Genomic DNA, 15,453 nt, shown 5'->3' on the forward strand with positions numbered 1-15,453 from the left:
AAAATTCAGTCCGCTTTGCAGAGATATGTGTTGACAGAAACTGATTGTTATACTAAAATAGTTACAATAATATATCGTGAAATGACGATGAACGGAACAGTAGTTACAGTCTGAGATAGTTTCAGAGAACTGGATTTGGTGTGAACCAGTACTATCTGCTGTCATGAATATCCTCCGTGAGTTGCACACCGAAGAATGTAGTAGGCTGTGCCGGGCCTCGATTGAGGAAACGCCACCCGTTATTGTGGCGAGGTATCGAGTGTAAACTCCGTACCGTTGAGAGACTATGGGCAACTATAGTAATTTGGGTGGTAGCGCGGATTAATCTCCGTCCCTTGTAGAAGGGACGGAGATTTTTATTTTTTGTAAGAGAGGGGCGAGTAGTGATGAAAATGTTAGGTGCAGAAGCGGTTATTGAGTGTTTGAAGCAAGAAAACGTAGACGTTGTTTTCGGTTATCCGGGCGGCTGTGTATTAACCTTATATGATGCCTTATACAAAGCCGATTTCCCGCATATTTTAACCCGTCATGAACAGGGGGCGGTGCATGCTGCTGACGGCTATGCGCGGGCGAGCGGCAAGGTGGGGGTTTGTATTGCCACCTCAGGTCCAGGCGGAACGAACCTTGTGACCGGTATTGCCACCGCTTATATGGACTCGATTCCCTTGGTGGCGATTACTGGGCAGGTTGGCGTTCCTTATATTGGTAAGGATGCGTTTCAAGAAGCAGACATCTGCGGCATCACTACCCCAATCACCAAACACAACTATTTGGTTAAAAAGGTGCAGGATCTGCCGAGGGTCATGAAAGAAGCATTCCATATCGCGCGTACCGGACGACCAGGGCCGGTAGTTGTCGATATCTCTAAAGATGTATTTAACGCAATGTTTGAATTCGAATATCCGAAAACCGTACAAATGAGGGGATATTCGCCAACTTTCGCCGGTAACTCGGCTGATGTGGAGGCAGTTGTCGCAGCGCTTCAGCTAGCGGAAAAACCGTTGCTGTTTGTTGGCGGCGGGGTATGCTTATCCGATACGGCTGATAGTTTTCGCGAGTTTGTCGAGCTAACCGGCTATCCTGTCATTAGCAGTTTGATGGGCTTAGGATCTTTGCCAAGCAGCCATCCGCAGAGTCTGGGCATGGTGGGTATGCATGGAACCTATGGCGCCAATATGGCAACCATGGAGTGCGATTTACTGTTAGGAATTGGCGTTAGATTTGATGACCGCGTTACCAGCCTAGTTAAGGATTTTGCACCCCGCGCGAAGATTATCCATTTTGACATCGATCCGGCTGAAGTGAATAAAAATGTACGGACAGATCTAAAGGTGGTTGCTGATTTGCGCTGGTCATTGCCTTTGTTGTGCAAACTCGCAACCGCTACCCGTGAGCCGAACGAGTGGCAGAGCCAGGTAGCGCCGTGGCTTGCCCAATGCCAGCAGTGGAATCGGGAGAATCCCTTGCCGAGCGCTGTTGCGTCCGAGCGGGTTGCGCCGCACAGCGTGATCGAGAAGGTGCGGACGTTGCTTGCTGACGACGCGGTAATTGTTACCGATGTCGGTCAACACCAAATGTGGACAGCGCAGTATTATGACTTTGTCAAACCGCGTTCACTGTTAACTTCAGGCGGACTGGGAACAATGGGTTACGGTCTGCCGGCGGCGATGGGTGCGCAGATTGCGCAGCCGGATAAGACAGTTGTTTTGTTTTCAGGTGACGGCAGTATCATGATGAACTGTCAGGAACTCGCCACTGTGGCGGATAATGGATTGCCGATTACGATTATTGTCTTAAACAACCAAGTCTTAGGGATGGTCAATCAATGGCAGCGCATGTTTTACGGCAAACGCTATTCTCACTCTAGCACCCATGGCGGTACAGATTTTGTTAAACTCGCAGAAGCGATGGGCGTCACCGGCATGCGGGCCGCCACGCTGGAGGAACTAGACTCAGTATTGCAGCAGGCGCTGACAACTGAAGGACCAGTGCTTGTTGAAGTGATGGTGCCGGCAACCGCCGATGTGTTGCCTATGGTGCCGCCAGGCGGTCGGTTAGATCAAATGGTTTTAGGGGGATGATACGATGAAATGCACTTTAGCCGTATTAGTCGAAAATCGGCCAGGCGTGCTGACCCATATATCCGGTTTAATCAGCCGGCGTGCGTTCAACATAGAAAGTATTGCCGCCAGCCGGACTGAAGAAGTCAATACAACTCGAATTACGATTGATGTCGAAGTAGATGATGAATTGGAGTTGGAACAAGTCGTCAACCAGTTGTCCAAACTCATCGATGTCATAAAAATCGTTAATCTAACTCACGTCGATTCGATTCAGCGAGAGTTGGCGCTGATCAAGGTCAAAGCCAGCAATACCAATCGTTCCGACCTTGTTGACATTGTCGAGATTTTCCGGGCCAGGATTGTCGATGTCAATCGGGAGACCGTGGTCATTGAGCTTACCGGTGAGCAAAGCAAAATTGACGCGCTTTGCGAGGTGTTGGTTGATTTCGGCATTATTGAGATTGTCCGCACCGGAAAAATCGCTGTTTCGCGGGGGCCGGTCGCGGCGAAAGAGTTGTAAGGATTTTCATACAGAAACGAAAAAAGTAAGAAGATTTAAATAATAAGCAGGATTTGCTATAAAATGATAGAAATCTTATTTTATAGGATTTTATTTCCAGAAAGGAGGGGTCTAAATGGCTCAATTAGGAGAAGTGTTTACCTGTCCGCTCTGTGGAAATGAAGTAACAGTTACTAAAGCAGGCGGTAATCCCGAGATTCATTGTTGTGGACAGCCGATGGTTAAGAAGAATTCGTGAGTTTTATATGAAAGAAAAAAGCATAAGAATGAATCAGCCTGCCGACAAAGTTGTTGGCAGGCTTTTTAAACGTATCAGGAATTTTTAGTTTGCGAAGAGGACGAGTTTGCGTTTTCCACGGAGGTCACGGAGATAAACGGAGTACACAGAGGGAACGGTACCTAGTTTGCCAGCTCTGCTGGCCCCCAAAAATGAAACCTCCGTGCCCTCTTTACCACTCCGTGCCCTCCGTGGAATGGTGCCCCGTACTTCCCCAAGGACTATCGCAACGGTTTTCCTTAACATACCAGAGTAAGATTTACTTCGCGGTCAACAAAGGAGCGGTTACACCGTCAATCCCTGCGAGCCCCAGGATAGTGACAAATGCTTTCTGCGGTCCAAGGTAAGCGTTTGTCGGATCAAACCACTCATCAGGCGAGTGATTGCGCCCGTCGACCCCGCCGCCACCAATCGTGATCGCCGGTACGCCGATGCTGATCGGCAGGTTTGCGTTTGTGCTGCTGGCGGGAGTTAGCTGAGGCTCTTGACCGATCGCTTTGGTAGCAAGCCAGGCGGCCTGAACGACCATCGTATCAGGCGATTGGCTGCCAGCAGGACGGTCGCCGACGAGCTTGATATCAACAGTCACTTTTTTATCACTCTCCCAGCGGGCATTTTCTTCGTCAACCCCCTGCTGGAAGAGTGGCAGAATAACGGCTTCTACCTTAAGCAGTTCTTCCTGACTATTTGAGCGCATATCTAACAGCAATTGCGCGTCGGCGGCAATCGAATTGACTGAGGTGCCGCCATTGACTACGCCAACGGTGAACGTTGTTTTAGGTTGTTTGGGAGTCTCTACATCGCCGATCTTGGCAATTGACCGTCCCATCGCGTGAATGGCGCTAGGCAAACCGAACGCACCAAAGCTATGGCCGCCAGGACCTTTGAAATTCACTTCATAGCGATGGCTGCCGGTGGCTAAGTAGGTGATGCGAGAAACGCTGGTGCCGTCAATGTTGACAGAAGCAGCAATATCATTGTGGTCGCGGAAAAAGGCTTTCATGCCTCTCAGGTCGCCAAGACCCTCTTCGCCGACCGTGCCGCAGAAAGTAATGTCGCCAACGGTGTTGATGCCTGTTTCGTTAAAAGCCCTAATTACAGACAATAGTGCTGCTAAACCGCGACTATCGTCAGCAATGCCAGGGGCATAGAGTTTTCCCTCTTTTTCGATCGGATTTGTATTTGTTCCCTCAGGGAAAACGGTGTCAAGATGAGCTTCGACAAACAATTTTGGGCCGTTGCCTGTGCCAGGGCGGATTCCGTAAACATTACCTTCGCTGTCCATCTTTACGTCCTTTAGGCCTAGTTCCTGCAGGCGTTTCAGATAATACTCGCCGCGTATCTTCTCCTTGAACGGCGGTGCGGGAATGGCAACAATCGTTTTTTGATCAGCCATCGTATTAGCGTGATCGTTCTTGATGAATTCTAGTCCTTGCTGAACCTTGGCGTGATTTTGGATTTTTGAGAATGCCTCCTCAGCTTGGGGGGATAGAGCAGGGGTAAGACCGGCAGCGACTGCCGAAGTCATGAGGATAAATAAGGTAGCCATGATAATACACAGGTTAATTAGCGACCGGCGTCCATTTATCATGCAATTCGCCTCCATTTTTTGGATCTAGCTATGTGATTCTTCAAATAAATTCCACTTCCTGCTAGGCAGGCGAAAAAAATGAGGTCACTGGTGCAGGCGGCGTAAGTCTTCCCCAAAAAGGCTACCCAGGAGGAGTCGTGAGATTGGCTGCCAAGATCGGCGAATTTGCTGGATGGGATAAATCGGTATTATATCGGAGCAAAGTAAATTCGATGTGTAACAGATAAAGCGGAACTGGAAAGTCCCGACTCGCCCTTGCCAGGGAGTCGGGACTTGGTTTTTTAAAGGCGCTTTGTAATTCTTTGTTGCAAAGCCTACTTTTTAAAGAATAGTTTATCCGCACTGACGGTCTCTGTCTTATCGCCGGAGGGGTCGCATTGCGCTAAAGCGTGCATAACTTTTGACATATTCTTTGCAAAATATTTCATGATTTCAATTCCTTCTAAGTCATTGTTGGCGTCCTTGGCGCCTCTGGCCCCGGCTACGCCGACATTCCAGTACATCGAGCCCGGAATGATCATGTCATTAATGAAATACCAGAGCAGAAGTTCACTGAATGCAAGTGTCTGCCCGGCCCGACGGGCGACAGTGACCGGAGCGCCAACCTTACCGGATAAGAGTCTGCCTGATCCGCGGCCTGAGAAGGTTGCTCGCTCCAAAAACGCAGAAACCAGCGAAGTGGTTCTTGAAACATAAACCGGAGAACCAACCAGGATACCGTCTGCTTGATACATCTTCTGAAAAACGACCTCAAAGTCGTCATCCTGCACGCAGGCTTTTTTCTCGAGGCAGCCATAGCAACCTGTGCAGGGGCGAATGGTAAGCCCCCGTAAGGATATAAACTCGGTTTCGATGCCTCGCTGTTCAAGTTCGTACAAGATAGTTTTCAGGTAAAATTCGGTGTTGCCGCCTTCGCGGGGAGAACCGCAAATGGCAATCGTCTTCATGTCACTTCCTCCTGTTCTACTCGATGCCGAATTTCTTTAGTTTCCGGTATAATCGCACCTTGGGTATTTGTAAATATTCAGCAGCCCTGATTTTATTGCCGCCGCAAAGCTCGATAGCGCGCCTGATCTCCTCGGCCTCAATACGCTGCAAGAGAGGGACGAGTCCTTCTTCTTCATGGGTCCGGGATTTGCGGATTTTAATGCTGCGGCGAATGTATTGTGGTATGTCAACAGGCTGCGCCACGCGACCTTCTGCCTCCAGCGCCGTTTTTTCCACCACATTGCGCAATTCGCGGATGTTACCCGGCCACTCGTAATGGGTCAGGGCAGTCATGCATTCGGGAGAAAAAGTTGCATATAAGCCGTTTTCTTGGTAAATCACGCCCAAAAAGTGATAAACCAGTTTAGGGATATCATCGCGTCGGTCCCGAAGTGGCGGTATCTTTAAGGACAGAACATTAAGCCGGTAAAAAAGATCGCTGCGGAAAGCGCCGCTTTCAATCAGTTTTTCTAAGTCTGCGTTAGTGGCGGCGATTACGCGTACGTTGATCCGCACACTGGTCTTGCCGCCCAGCCGTTCAAACTCTCTCTCCTGCAGAACTCGCAATATCTTGGCCTGCATGATATACGGCATATCGCCGACCTCATCTAAGAAAAGGGTTCCGCCGTCAGCTAGCTCGAATTTTCCTGGTTGCCCGCCCTTCTTCGCACCGGTGAAAGCTCCTTCCTCATAGCCAAATAGCTCTGATTCCAGTAAGGTTTCCGGAATGGCGGCACAGTTTACCCGGATGAAGGGGCCGGTCCGTCTGGCGCTCTCGTCGTGAATTGCGTGGGCAAATAGTTCTTTGCCCACGCCGCTTTCGCCCAGAATAAGCACGTTTGAGTTGGAGCGCGCGATGCGCTGCGCCTGTTCCTTACAGGCTTTGCTCTCAGGACTAACGCCAATGATATCGGCTAGGTGATACTTGGTTTTATAGATTCGCTTATCTTGTTCATAATCTGCCAGTTTATCACGAAGCAGCTTGTTCTTTTCCGCTAATATATAAACTTCCTGTAAATCGCCAAACAAAATGATGCCGAGCGCACCAAGAATCTTCCCGTTGTCTATGACAGGTATGCGATGCACAATCGCTTCCCGTCCGTTGGCGAACGTGTGACGGTGGGCAGTTTCCGCTTTACCTGTTTTTAGGACGACCGGAAGGCGTGACGTAGGCTCGATCTCACTGATATGCTTGCCTTCCGCTTCGTGCGTCAGGCCAAAGTAATCCAGCATCGCTTTGTTTAGCCGTACAATTCTGCCAGTCTCATCGACAAAGTTTATCCCTATCGGCATATGGTCAAAAATTTTAAATACATTGCCAACAAAGGTTGCTTCCAGTGCGTCTGAAGTCTTTGTATTACCGTCACAGTTCATGTTACCACTCCCATCTCCCTAATTTGTACCATATTATCAGAGAGACGTCCAGATGAAATATGGGCACGAGAGGTTCAGTCTACTCTGCGGCAATCGTCGGCATTACTACTTCTTTTTTCTTGTCTTTTACGAAGATAGCGACAATTAGGGCGGACAGCACAGCCGAGCCAATCACCACATTGAATCCGGCCACATAGTCACCGCCAAAGTAGTCGATCATGAAGCCAACAGCCATTGGCGCGATAAAACCGCCAAGCTGGCCACCGGTGTTGACAAAGCCTGTTCCCGATCCCATCAGGTGTTCCGGAATCATCAACACAGGCAATGACCAGATCGATCCCAGCGCCATGTATAAGAAGAAGGCGGCGACACATTGATAGATTTGCGCTTCTCCCATGTCAACCACGTTGAAAAACTTATATAGCGCGAAGGCGCCTAAAAGCTCAGAGACAATGACTAAGAGTTTTCTGTTGTTGCGAAAATACTTGTCAGATAGCCAGCCGGAAAGTCCCATGCCGATCGTAGCGAAGAAAAAGGGGACAGAGGCCATGACGCCAACCTTGACGAGAGACATACCGCGGGCCTTTGACAAGTAGGCTGGCAGCCAGGTCAGATAGCCATAGATAGTAATCGTTAACGCGAGGACGCTGACGAATAATATCCAAATCGCCGGTGAAGCCATTAATTGGCCAAGAGTGGCTTTCTCCATCGCCTTGTCAGCATTTTTGGCATCGATTGCTTTCTCTGCCTCAAATTGCTCAATTTCACTTTTGCTAATGCCTTTGCACTCATAGGGTGTATTGCTGATGTAGCGCCAGGATAATAGGACACAGACAACGCCAAGTGCGCCCAGGATATAGAATACAGCCCGCCAGCCATAGGGCGCCAAAATTGGAGCGACAATCAGCGGTGTAAGCGCAGGCCCCAGTGCGACGGTCATCAAAATGACCGAGTTGGCGGTTGCCCGATCCTTTTTGCTGAACCAGTTACCGATCATCTTCCAGACCGGACCCGGGAAAACGCCCTCGCCGACACCGAACAGAAACCGTATTACCAGCATCGCGCTGAGCGAAGACACCATGCCGGTGAAGGCCGTAAACAGTGACCACCAAGCTAAAGCGCCGGTGATAACCTTATGTGGCCCGATCTTATCACTCAGCATGCCGCCCGGCATTTGGAACAACGCATAACCTGCAAAAAAGGCGCTCATGATTGTTCCGACAGTGGTAGCCGAAAATCCCAGGTCTTGCATCATGCTCGGCACCGCCATGCTAATCGCCATGCGATCGAGCCAGGCAACGAGATAACAGAAGATTACCACTGCGCCTACTTTGTATTTGGCATTCATCATATACCCTCCCTTAAGTTATCTTACTGATTACCAAAGAGCCAGCCGCTTTGCTTCTTCTGTCAGCATATCGCAGAAATTCGGGTGGGCAATGCCAATCAGCCGTTTAACCCGTTCCGCGATATTTGTTCCGCGCAGATGGGCAATGCCGTATTCTGTAATCACATAATCCACATCATTGCGTGAGATCGAGACTGTCGCGCCTGGAGTCAATAGCGGAACAATCGAAGATATAGTGTCATTCTTAGCGGTAGAGTACAAGGTCATAATCGACTTGCCGCCTGCGGATTTTTGCGCACCTATTGCCGTATCGGCAGCGCCGCCTGTGCCGCTGTATTGTCTGTGTCCGATTGACTCAGAGCAGCATTGGCCAAACAAATCCACCTGTAAAGTCGTGTTGATGGAAGTCATTTTATGATTTTTGCCGACTATTGCCGGGTCATTGACAAGACCGCCCCGCTGTAGTTCAACGGAGGGATTGTTATCGATGAAATCGTACAATTTCTGAGAACCAAAGCAAAAGGTGGCGACAATCTTGTCTTTCCATAGAGTTTTGCGTTTGCCGGTGACCACGCCAGCTTCGACTAGGTCAACGATTGGATCTGATAACATTTCCGTATGTACGCCAAGGTCCTTTTTCTCGGTCAAGTAGAGGGCGGCGGCGTTTGAAATTCCGCCAATGCCGAGTTGGATAGTGGCGCCATCTTCAACAAGACTGGCCACATACTGTCCAATGACCTTATCCTTCTCGCTGGGCACAATCACCGGCAAAGCAGGGAGAGGTCTGCTATTTTCAACAACAAAATCCACATCGCGCAGATGAACCTGCGTATCGCCATGTACCCGCGGCAGGTTTTCGTTGACTTCGAGAATCACCAAATCTGCTTCCTCAATGGCTTCTTTTTCGTAGGTTAAACTTAATGACAGATTGAAGTAGCCGTATTTATCCGGAGGCGTCGCCGTGCCGAAGAAAATGTTTGGTTTGCGTACAGTCAGCCGCTTTTGGATGGCATTATGCAAATGACAAGGATTATACGAAGCCGTTCCCTGGTCGTGGACCTTGCGGCATCCGGCGCCGTGATACCAGGTGTTTGCTACGAAGTGGCCCTTCATTTCCGGCTTCATGTAAAAATCGTACTCGCCAAGCGGCAAGGTCATCACCACCGATACGCCAGTAACCCGTTCTTTGGCCAGATGCAGTTTATTTAAAATACCCGGCGGTTCGGCCGGTCCCAACGGGATTACCACATCGTCGTTGCTATGCACCTTTTGGACAGCCTCTTCAATGCTAATCAATTTTTGCTTATACAGTTCTTGATATTGCATGAGCAAAATCCTCCTTTGCAAGTAACTGCATCAAATTTTTCCCCAGCGGATTACGGTGGCAGCGAAAGCGTAACCGGTTCCCGCCCCCAGGAAAACCACATGCGAACCTTCGGTTATCTTGCCATCGCGCAAGCCCATTTCCAGACCGATGATCTGGTCGGCATGACCGCAATGTCCATATTGTTGAAGATAAGAACCCTGATCTGGCCGCAGACCGAGTTCAGCCATGACTGCTTTATAACCTTTGGGATTGATGTGAACTGGGCAGACATAACCGACATCACTGAGTGTCAAGCCGCTCTTGTTCACCGCTTGGCGAACTACTCCGGTGAAGGATGGTAGAGAATGTTCAGCTAGACGCTGCTTCATTCCCTCCGGATCGGTAACGACGATTTTCCACCCCTGATTGTCAATATCTTCATGGGTCAGAGGATGTCGAGTGCCGCCGCGGACAGACAGAACATCGTTGCACATCGAATTGGCGGTAATAATATGGCTTTCGAGGACTTGGTTTTCCGGCCAATCCCGCTTTAGCAGCATTGCTAGCCCTCCAGGAGCCATATCGAACATGAAGGACTGCTCAGGTCGGGCATAATCGATGAGGTAACAATTCGTATTGCCGCCTGCAATTAAAATCGTTTTGATTTCTGGATTAGCGATCATCAAGTCTTTTGCTACTTTTAACGCCAGGGGTGTTCCGGCACAGCGCAGAGCCAGGTCGAATGCCCAAGCTCCAGTAGCGCCGATCGCCTGCTGGACAGCGATGGCGGCAGTCCAACATACATACTCCTTATAATCCTCCCCAGCCCAAAGCACCAGATCAATCTCTTCCGGTCCGATACCGGATTTTGCGATACATTGTTGAGCTGCCTTTATTCCCATGGCAACGGCGTGATCGTCCGGACCGCCTAGCGGTTTTTTGTCAAAACCCAGCTTTTCTTTAATAACATTTGCCGGAATGTTGATTTGCGGCGATAGTTCTTCAGCTGTGATATACTGCTTGGGCAGATACAGTCCCCAGCTGACTAAGCCAACTTGAACATCGAGTTTCACAAGTAAAACCTCCTGTAACCTAACATGGAATCAATCGAGTTGCGCAACTCGATTCTTTTTATAGCAAAAAATGTGCCAACTGGCACATGAGCAACTGACGCTATTAAACAAGTCTATACAGACTTTGTTGGCCTGTAACATTTTGTTCCAAATCTGGCGTGGATGCAGAGAATGACGAAGTTTCATTTTGTTACTAGAGAATCATTTTGGTCCTAGTAGATTTTGCTTATATAGTCCAGGGAAAGGTAAGGTTCTTTATTCGCGAGATTTTGTTACGATTTGATACTAGTGTTTGATTTATCCAAATAATCTGTATATTAGTGGAATGTAACAAAATGATACTAGTTTCGTTTTGTTACTGAAAATAATAATAAAAGTCCCGAAAAATATTGCGTTTCGGAACTTTTATAAAGTATTTATTTTCGTGTATCTGCTCTTTGAGTCGGTATCAGAGACGAGGTTGATCGACAAAAAAATAAACTCACCCCCAATAGGTGATGAGTTTTACTGACACAGTTTTGAATTTCCTACTACACAGTTATATTGGTAATAAGATACACTCGCGACTTCACGATGGATGGAGGCAGGATAATGAAAAAGCTGTTTCTCGTTGTAGTGTATAAAAAAATCCCGGACGCAGTACTGCGCCGGGATTTTTTCACGTAATTACACCAATCCCAGCCAACGCCAGTAAGTAGCGCCTAACAGTAAGATCAGCAGATAGGCGATAATCGTAAGCGGGATGCCAGTCTTGACAAAGTCCTTGACTTCAAAGGTTTCAGTGCCATAGGCGATCATGTTCTGCGGCGCGTTGACCGGTAAAATGAAACCGAAGCTAACCACATATTGCAGAATCATGGTCATACCGACAATGTTAATGCCAGGAGTTTGAATGCTTTGTAAGACTGAGATGACAATCGGAATCATGGCAGACGCCAAGGCGGTGGCACTGGCAAAGCCCATGTGGATAATGATCAAAAACGCGGCTAATACGCCGAGTATGACTAGTGCGGGCATGGTTTGCAGACCAAAGGTCGTAACGAACAGCTTAGCTAGCCAGGCAGCGGCTTTGGTTGATAGTAGCGCCGACCCCAGGCTGATGCCTACGCCGAACAGGATCACTGTACCCCAGGGAATCTTTGCCTGGGCATCTTTCCAGTTCATGACCCCAATACCGGGTGTCAGCATAAGCGCAATTGCCACAATGGTGGTAGAAGATGTGTCAAACGGATGGAGAACCTTTTCTGTTGACCAGAAGAATAATAGTGCCAGGGAGATAGCCATCAATTTCTTTTCACTTGCCTTCATGGGGCCGAGTTCAGCGAGTGAGCGACTGACGGCTTCTTGTCCACCGGCGATCTCATCCATTTCCGGTGGCATAACTTTTAACAGCACATAATAAAGAACAGCTGACATGATAATGGCAAAGGGAGCGGCAGCAATAAACCATTCCAGCCAAGTAATGTTCTTGCCGAGAATTTTTTCAATGAAACCGATCGCAACCATATTTTGCGCTGCAGCTGTCTTGATACCCACATTCCAAATGCTGTCCGCCTGGGCGGTGGCGATCATCATGACACCGGCGAATTTGCTTTTTTTGTCTACGCCAAAGGCAGTAATGATACCGAGGACGATAGGAACCAAACAGGATACACGGGCAGTGGTGCTGGGAACGAAGAAGCTGAGTAAAAAGCCGACGAAAATGACACCTGCCAATACCCGGTTTGTCCGGGCACCGATCTTGGAAAGAACGAACAAGGCAATCCGCTTATCAAGGCCGGTTAGCATCATGGCGGCGGCGATAAATAAGGCGCCAGCTACCAAAGTATGAGCCGTGTTGCTAAACCCAGCGATCGCCATCTGTAATCCCTTAGCGGTGCCATAAAGTACCTTAGGGTTGGCGACATCAGGTGACATGCCGACGAGAAATGCCATTAAAGCGGTAATAATGGCGGCGCTGGTAGGATAACTGATGCAATCTGTCATCCAAACAATAACCGAAAATAGCAAAATACCAAGCATTACTTTGCCGGCTACTGGTAAGTCGGCGGGAGTGGGCATGACGAGTATGGCGACTAGAGCAAGCAGACCAAGGATGAGGCCGTACCGTTTGGCTAGAGACTCTTGTTGGATAGGCGGGCTAGCAGCTGTTTTGACACTTTGCATGCGAATCCTCTCCTTTATGAAATTATAAGGAATATTCGCATTTATAATATAATCCTGACTCTACTCGCGGCAACAGAATCTGTCCGAGGTGGATAAATTGGTGACTGATGTGTTGGTTTTGGCAACTGAATAGCAATAAGAAAAACCTCAGACGGGCAGTCTTTGGAGGACAGAGATGGTTTCTGAACCGCGTCGCAGTGCGCTATCGACTGTTGCGTTTTGGCGGTTCAATACATTGTTGCTTGTTTTAATCTCAAAAGACTTAAAAATTTTATATTCTATAAAGAAAAAGCTTGCTCTATGGCAAGCCCACTCGGCATTTCAGTTCTTTAGTTTTGTTGCGACTGACTGGGATCTCAGTTGTTTGAATATCCTCCATGCGCAACAGATAGGAGCCGTGAAACCAGGGAACAATTTCGCCGATTTTATCGAGGTTGACTAGATATTGGCGGTGAACCCGCAAAAAAGATTGCTCAGGCAGCAGATTCTCAATCTCCTGGATCGTCAAGCTAGAGGTATATTCCTCCCCCTTTGTGCGGATATAAACCTCTTTGTCTTTCACATAGACAAAGACAATTTCCGGCAGATCCAGAGGAATGTACTTGCCGTTTTTTGTGACGCAAAAACGGCTCACAGCCAATTTCTGCCGGACATTTATTCTTTCGCCGATGGCTCTTGCTTTCTCTAGTACCTTCTTCAAGCTCGTCTCAGTTATCGGTTTGGTGATATAGCCAATTGCCGGCGTTTCGAAAGCCGCCAGTGCGTGTTCGGGAAACGCAGTACAGAAGACAATTAGCGGCGGCCGTTGTAGTGAAGTTAGTTTTTGGGCAAAATCGAGACCTGACATTCCCGGCATTTGAATATCTAAAAAGATGAGGTCGCACGCATTCTTCATCAGGTAAGACATAGCTTCGAGCGCATTTGTAAATTTTGCGGCAATCTCAATGTCGCGTTCTCTCTTTAGCAAATACTCAATTTCATCGCAGATTGGCAACTCATCATCAACGATAATGGTTTTAACTCGCATATTCGGCCACCTCTTTTGCATAAGGAATGCGAATTGTCGCTTGCGTTCCCTTGCCAAGTTCACTATTTAGATACAGCCCGTAGTTATCACCGTAGAGTCCCTTCAGACGACGGGCCACATTTTGCACACCAACACCTTCTGCCTCAGTAGAGAAGAGTTGCTGCAGTTTTTCTGACTCGATGCCGATGCCATTATCTTGCACTGTGATAGCGATAACATCATCGCTGTGGGTGGCAGTAATCGTAAGCTGACACTCCGAGAGTTTGGGGAACAGGCCGTGCTGGATCGCATTTTCAACCAGTGGCTGAATCGATAAGACCGGAATTTTTGTACTCTGGATCGAGTCTGCTACTTCTAGGGATACCGACAGGCGTTCGCCAAAGCGAGATTTGGCGATTTCCAGATACGCTTTTATTTCGTTCATTTCTTCGGCGATGGTGACAAAGTCATCATGGTTAGCAAAACTATATTTCATAATCGTAGCCAAGTTGATAAGCAGACTGCGAGCCATTTCCGGATCGGTTCGGCAGAACGACATGATAATGTTGAGTGTATTAAACAAAAAGTGGGGACTGATTTGAGCGCGCAGAGCCTTAAGTTCGGCTTTTTCACTCATCTTTTTTTGTGCATCGATTTCCGCCAGTTCAATTTGTACAGAAAGCAGCTGCGCAATCCCGCTGGCAATCCGGATATCCATCTCAGATACTCCGCCTGTGCCGCCCCGTGACAGCTTGATCGTGCCCACCACCGAACCGTACGCCGTAAGCGGCGCTACCACGCCTGAGCAGAGTGGACAGCCAGCTACCGGGCAGCCGCGTTCTTCGTGCGTGTGCAGTACTGACAGGCAACCGTCTCTAATCGCTCGTTTGGTGGATTGCGTCAGAATTGGCTCACCCGCGCGGTGGTGGTCTGACCCCTTGCCGATGAAGGACAAAATATTTTCTCGGTCAGTTATGGATACCGCATCAGCGCCGGTTAGTGCGTAAATAATCCTGGCCGTTGCTGTTGCCGAATCCACGTTAAGACCGTGCCGTAAGTAGGGCAGGGTTTGGCTGGCTATCTGCAGGGAAAGCTCAGCCGCCTTTGCTCCGTGTACCTCTTGTTGAAATTGAATATCTTTGATAACGAACATAAAGGCTACTGTACCGACTACCGATACGATAGTGGTTGGAATGGCGATTGCCTGCTCCAAGGCGAGTGCGGCAGCGAATGGCTTGGCAAAGAGCAGAACCATCGTCTTTTGAACAATCTCTGCAATCAGAGCAATCATGCCAGCTGTTTTCCAAGTCATGTTATGGAGGCCGATTTTTTGTCTGATCAAGCCGGCAAACAGCCCGCCCAAAACGCTGGCGAAGCCACAGGTCTCAGCCGTAAACCCGCCAACGAAATACCGGTGCAGACCGCTGACAGCTCCAACACTAAAACCAACATAAGGACCGCCCATAATGCCGCTCATCAAGGTGCCGATCAGCCGGGTATTGGCCAAAGCTCCCTCAATCTCAACCCCATTATAGGTCCCGAGAATCGAGAGGGTCGAGAAAATACAGGTCAGGGAAAACCAATTATGCAATGCCAGTGGCTGATTCACACAGTTTGCTATGTATCGGCTGCGGCCAATTAAATAGGCGACTACGATGATTAAGGCCATATCGCCAGATAAGTCTAAGATTAAGTCAAAACGCATGAAGTCCTCCTGTTGCAACCTGGAAGGAATGTTTATG

12 protein-coding genes and 1 other annotated feature are annotated in these 15,453 nt (G+C 48.7%); of the genes, 3 read left to right on the plus strand and 9 right to left on the minus strand.

The features are described from left to right. Window positions 1–78: 78 nt before the first annotated feature. Window positions 79–339 (plus strand) — a binding site (T-box leader). A 47-nt stretch (window positions 340–386) separates the two neighbouring features. The 3 genes from ilvB (at window position 387) to AXX12_RS18830 (ending at window position 2,821) form a co-directional block, all read left to right on the plus strand. Beyond that, complete coding sequence (gene ilvB, locus AXX12_RS13755) at window positions 387–2,081, plus strand: biosynthetic-type acetolactate synthase large subunit (protein WP_066243786.1); 1,695 nt, start codon at window positions 387–389, stop codon at window positions 2,079–2,081. A gap of 4 nt (window positions 2,082–2,085) precedes the next feature. Beyond that, complete coding sequence (gene ilvN, locus AXX12_RS13760; RefSeq protein ID WP_066243787.1) at window positions 2,086–2,583, plus strand: acetolactate synthase small subunit; 498 nt, start codon at window positions 2,086–2,088, stop codon at window positions 2,581–2,583. Window positions 2,584–2,698: 115 nt separating this feature from the next. Beyond that, window positions 2,699–2,821, plus strand: coding sequence for a hypothetical protein (locus tag AXX12_RS18830; protein ID WP_082816875.1), 123 nt, complete (start codon window positions 2,699–2,701; stop codon window positions 2,819–2,821). A gap of 298 nt (window positions 2,822–3,119) precedes the next feature. On the opposite strand, the gene AXX12_RS13765 is transcribed toward AXX12_RS18830, so the two are convergent. From AXX12_RS13765 to AXX12_RS13805, 9 genes are all read right to left on the minus strand, one after another. Further along, window positions 3,120–4,451 carry a M20/M25/M40 family metallo-hydrolase gene (locus tag AXX12_RS13765; protein ID WP_197470726.1) on the minus strand — a complete coding sequence of 444 codons (1,332 nt, stop codon included), beginning with the start codon at window positions 4,449–4,451 and terminating at the stop codon, window positions 3,120–3,122. Between the two features lie 314 nt (window positions 4,452–4,765). After that, window positions 4,766–5,398, minus strand: coding sequence for a flavodoxin family protein (locus AXX12_RS13770; RefSeq protein ID WP_066243789.1), 633 nt, complete (start codon window positions 5,396–5,398; stop codon window positions 4,766–4,768). A 16-nt stretch (window positions 5,399–5,414) separates the two neighbouring features. Beyond that, the gene (locus AXX12_RS13775) at window positions 5,415–6,812 is read right to left on the minus strand and encodes a sigma-54 interaction domain-containing protein (protein WP_066243791.1); all 1,398 of its coding nucleotides are present in this window, start codon (window positions 6,810–6,812) and stop codon (window positions 5,415–5,417) included. Between the two features lie 79 nt (window positions 6,813–6,891). Next, on the minus strand, window positions 6,892–8,163 hold the full coding sequence (locus AXX12_RS13780) for an MFS transporter (RefSeq protein WP_082816876.1): 1,272 nt from the start codon (window positions 8,161–8,163) through the stop codon (window positions 6,892–6,894). Between the two features lie 27 nt (window positions 8,164–8,190). After that, a complete protein-coding gene (locus tag AXX12_RS13785) occupies window positions 8,191–9,486 on the minus strand; it encodes an acetyl-CoA hydrolase/transferase family protein (protein WP_066243798.1) in 1,296 nt (431 codons plus the stop codon). A gap of 30 nt (window positions 9,487–9,516) precedes the next feature. Beyond that, a complete protein-coding gene (locus tag AXX12_RS13790) occupies window positions 9,517–10,539 on the minus strand; it encodes a 3-oxoacyl-ACP synthase (RefSeq protein ID WP_066243800.1) in 1,023 nt (340 codons plus the stop codon). Between the two features lie 666 nt (window positions 10,540–11,205). Then, window positions 11,206–12,705 (minus strand): DASS family sodium-coupled anion symporter, encoded by a 1,500-nt coding sequence (locus tag AXX12_RS13795; RefSeq protein WP_066243804.1) that lies wholly within the window; start codon window positions 12,703–12,705, stop codon window positions 11,206–11,208. 298 nt (window positions 12,706–13,003) lie between these two features. Next, window positions 13,004–13,732, minus strand: a complete 729-nt coding sequence (locus tag AXX12_RS13800; protein WP_066243806.1) for a LytR/AlgR family response regulator transcription factor — start codon at window positions 13,730–13,732, stop codon at window positions 13,004–13,006. Continuing rightward, entirely contained in the window at window positions 13,722–15,416 is a 1,695-nt protein-coding gene (locus tag AXX12_RS13805) for a LytS/YhcK type 5TM receptor domain-containing protein (RefSeq protein WP_066243809.1), read from the minus strand. Before AXX12_RS13805 ends, AXX12_RS13800 begins: the two co-directional genes overlap by 11 nt. Window positions 15,417–15,453 lie beyond the last annotated feature (37 nt).

This window comes from Anaerosporomusa subterranea, assembly GCF_001611555.1.
Taxonomy (GTDB): domain Bacteria; phylum Bacillota; class Negativicutes; order Sporomusales; family Acetonemataceae; genus Anaerosporomusa; species Anaerosporomusa subterranea.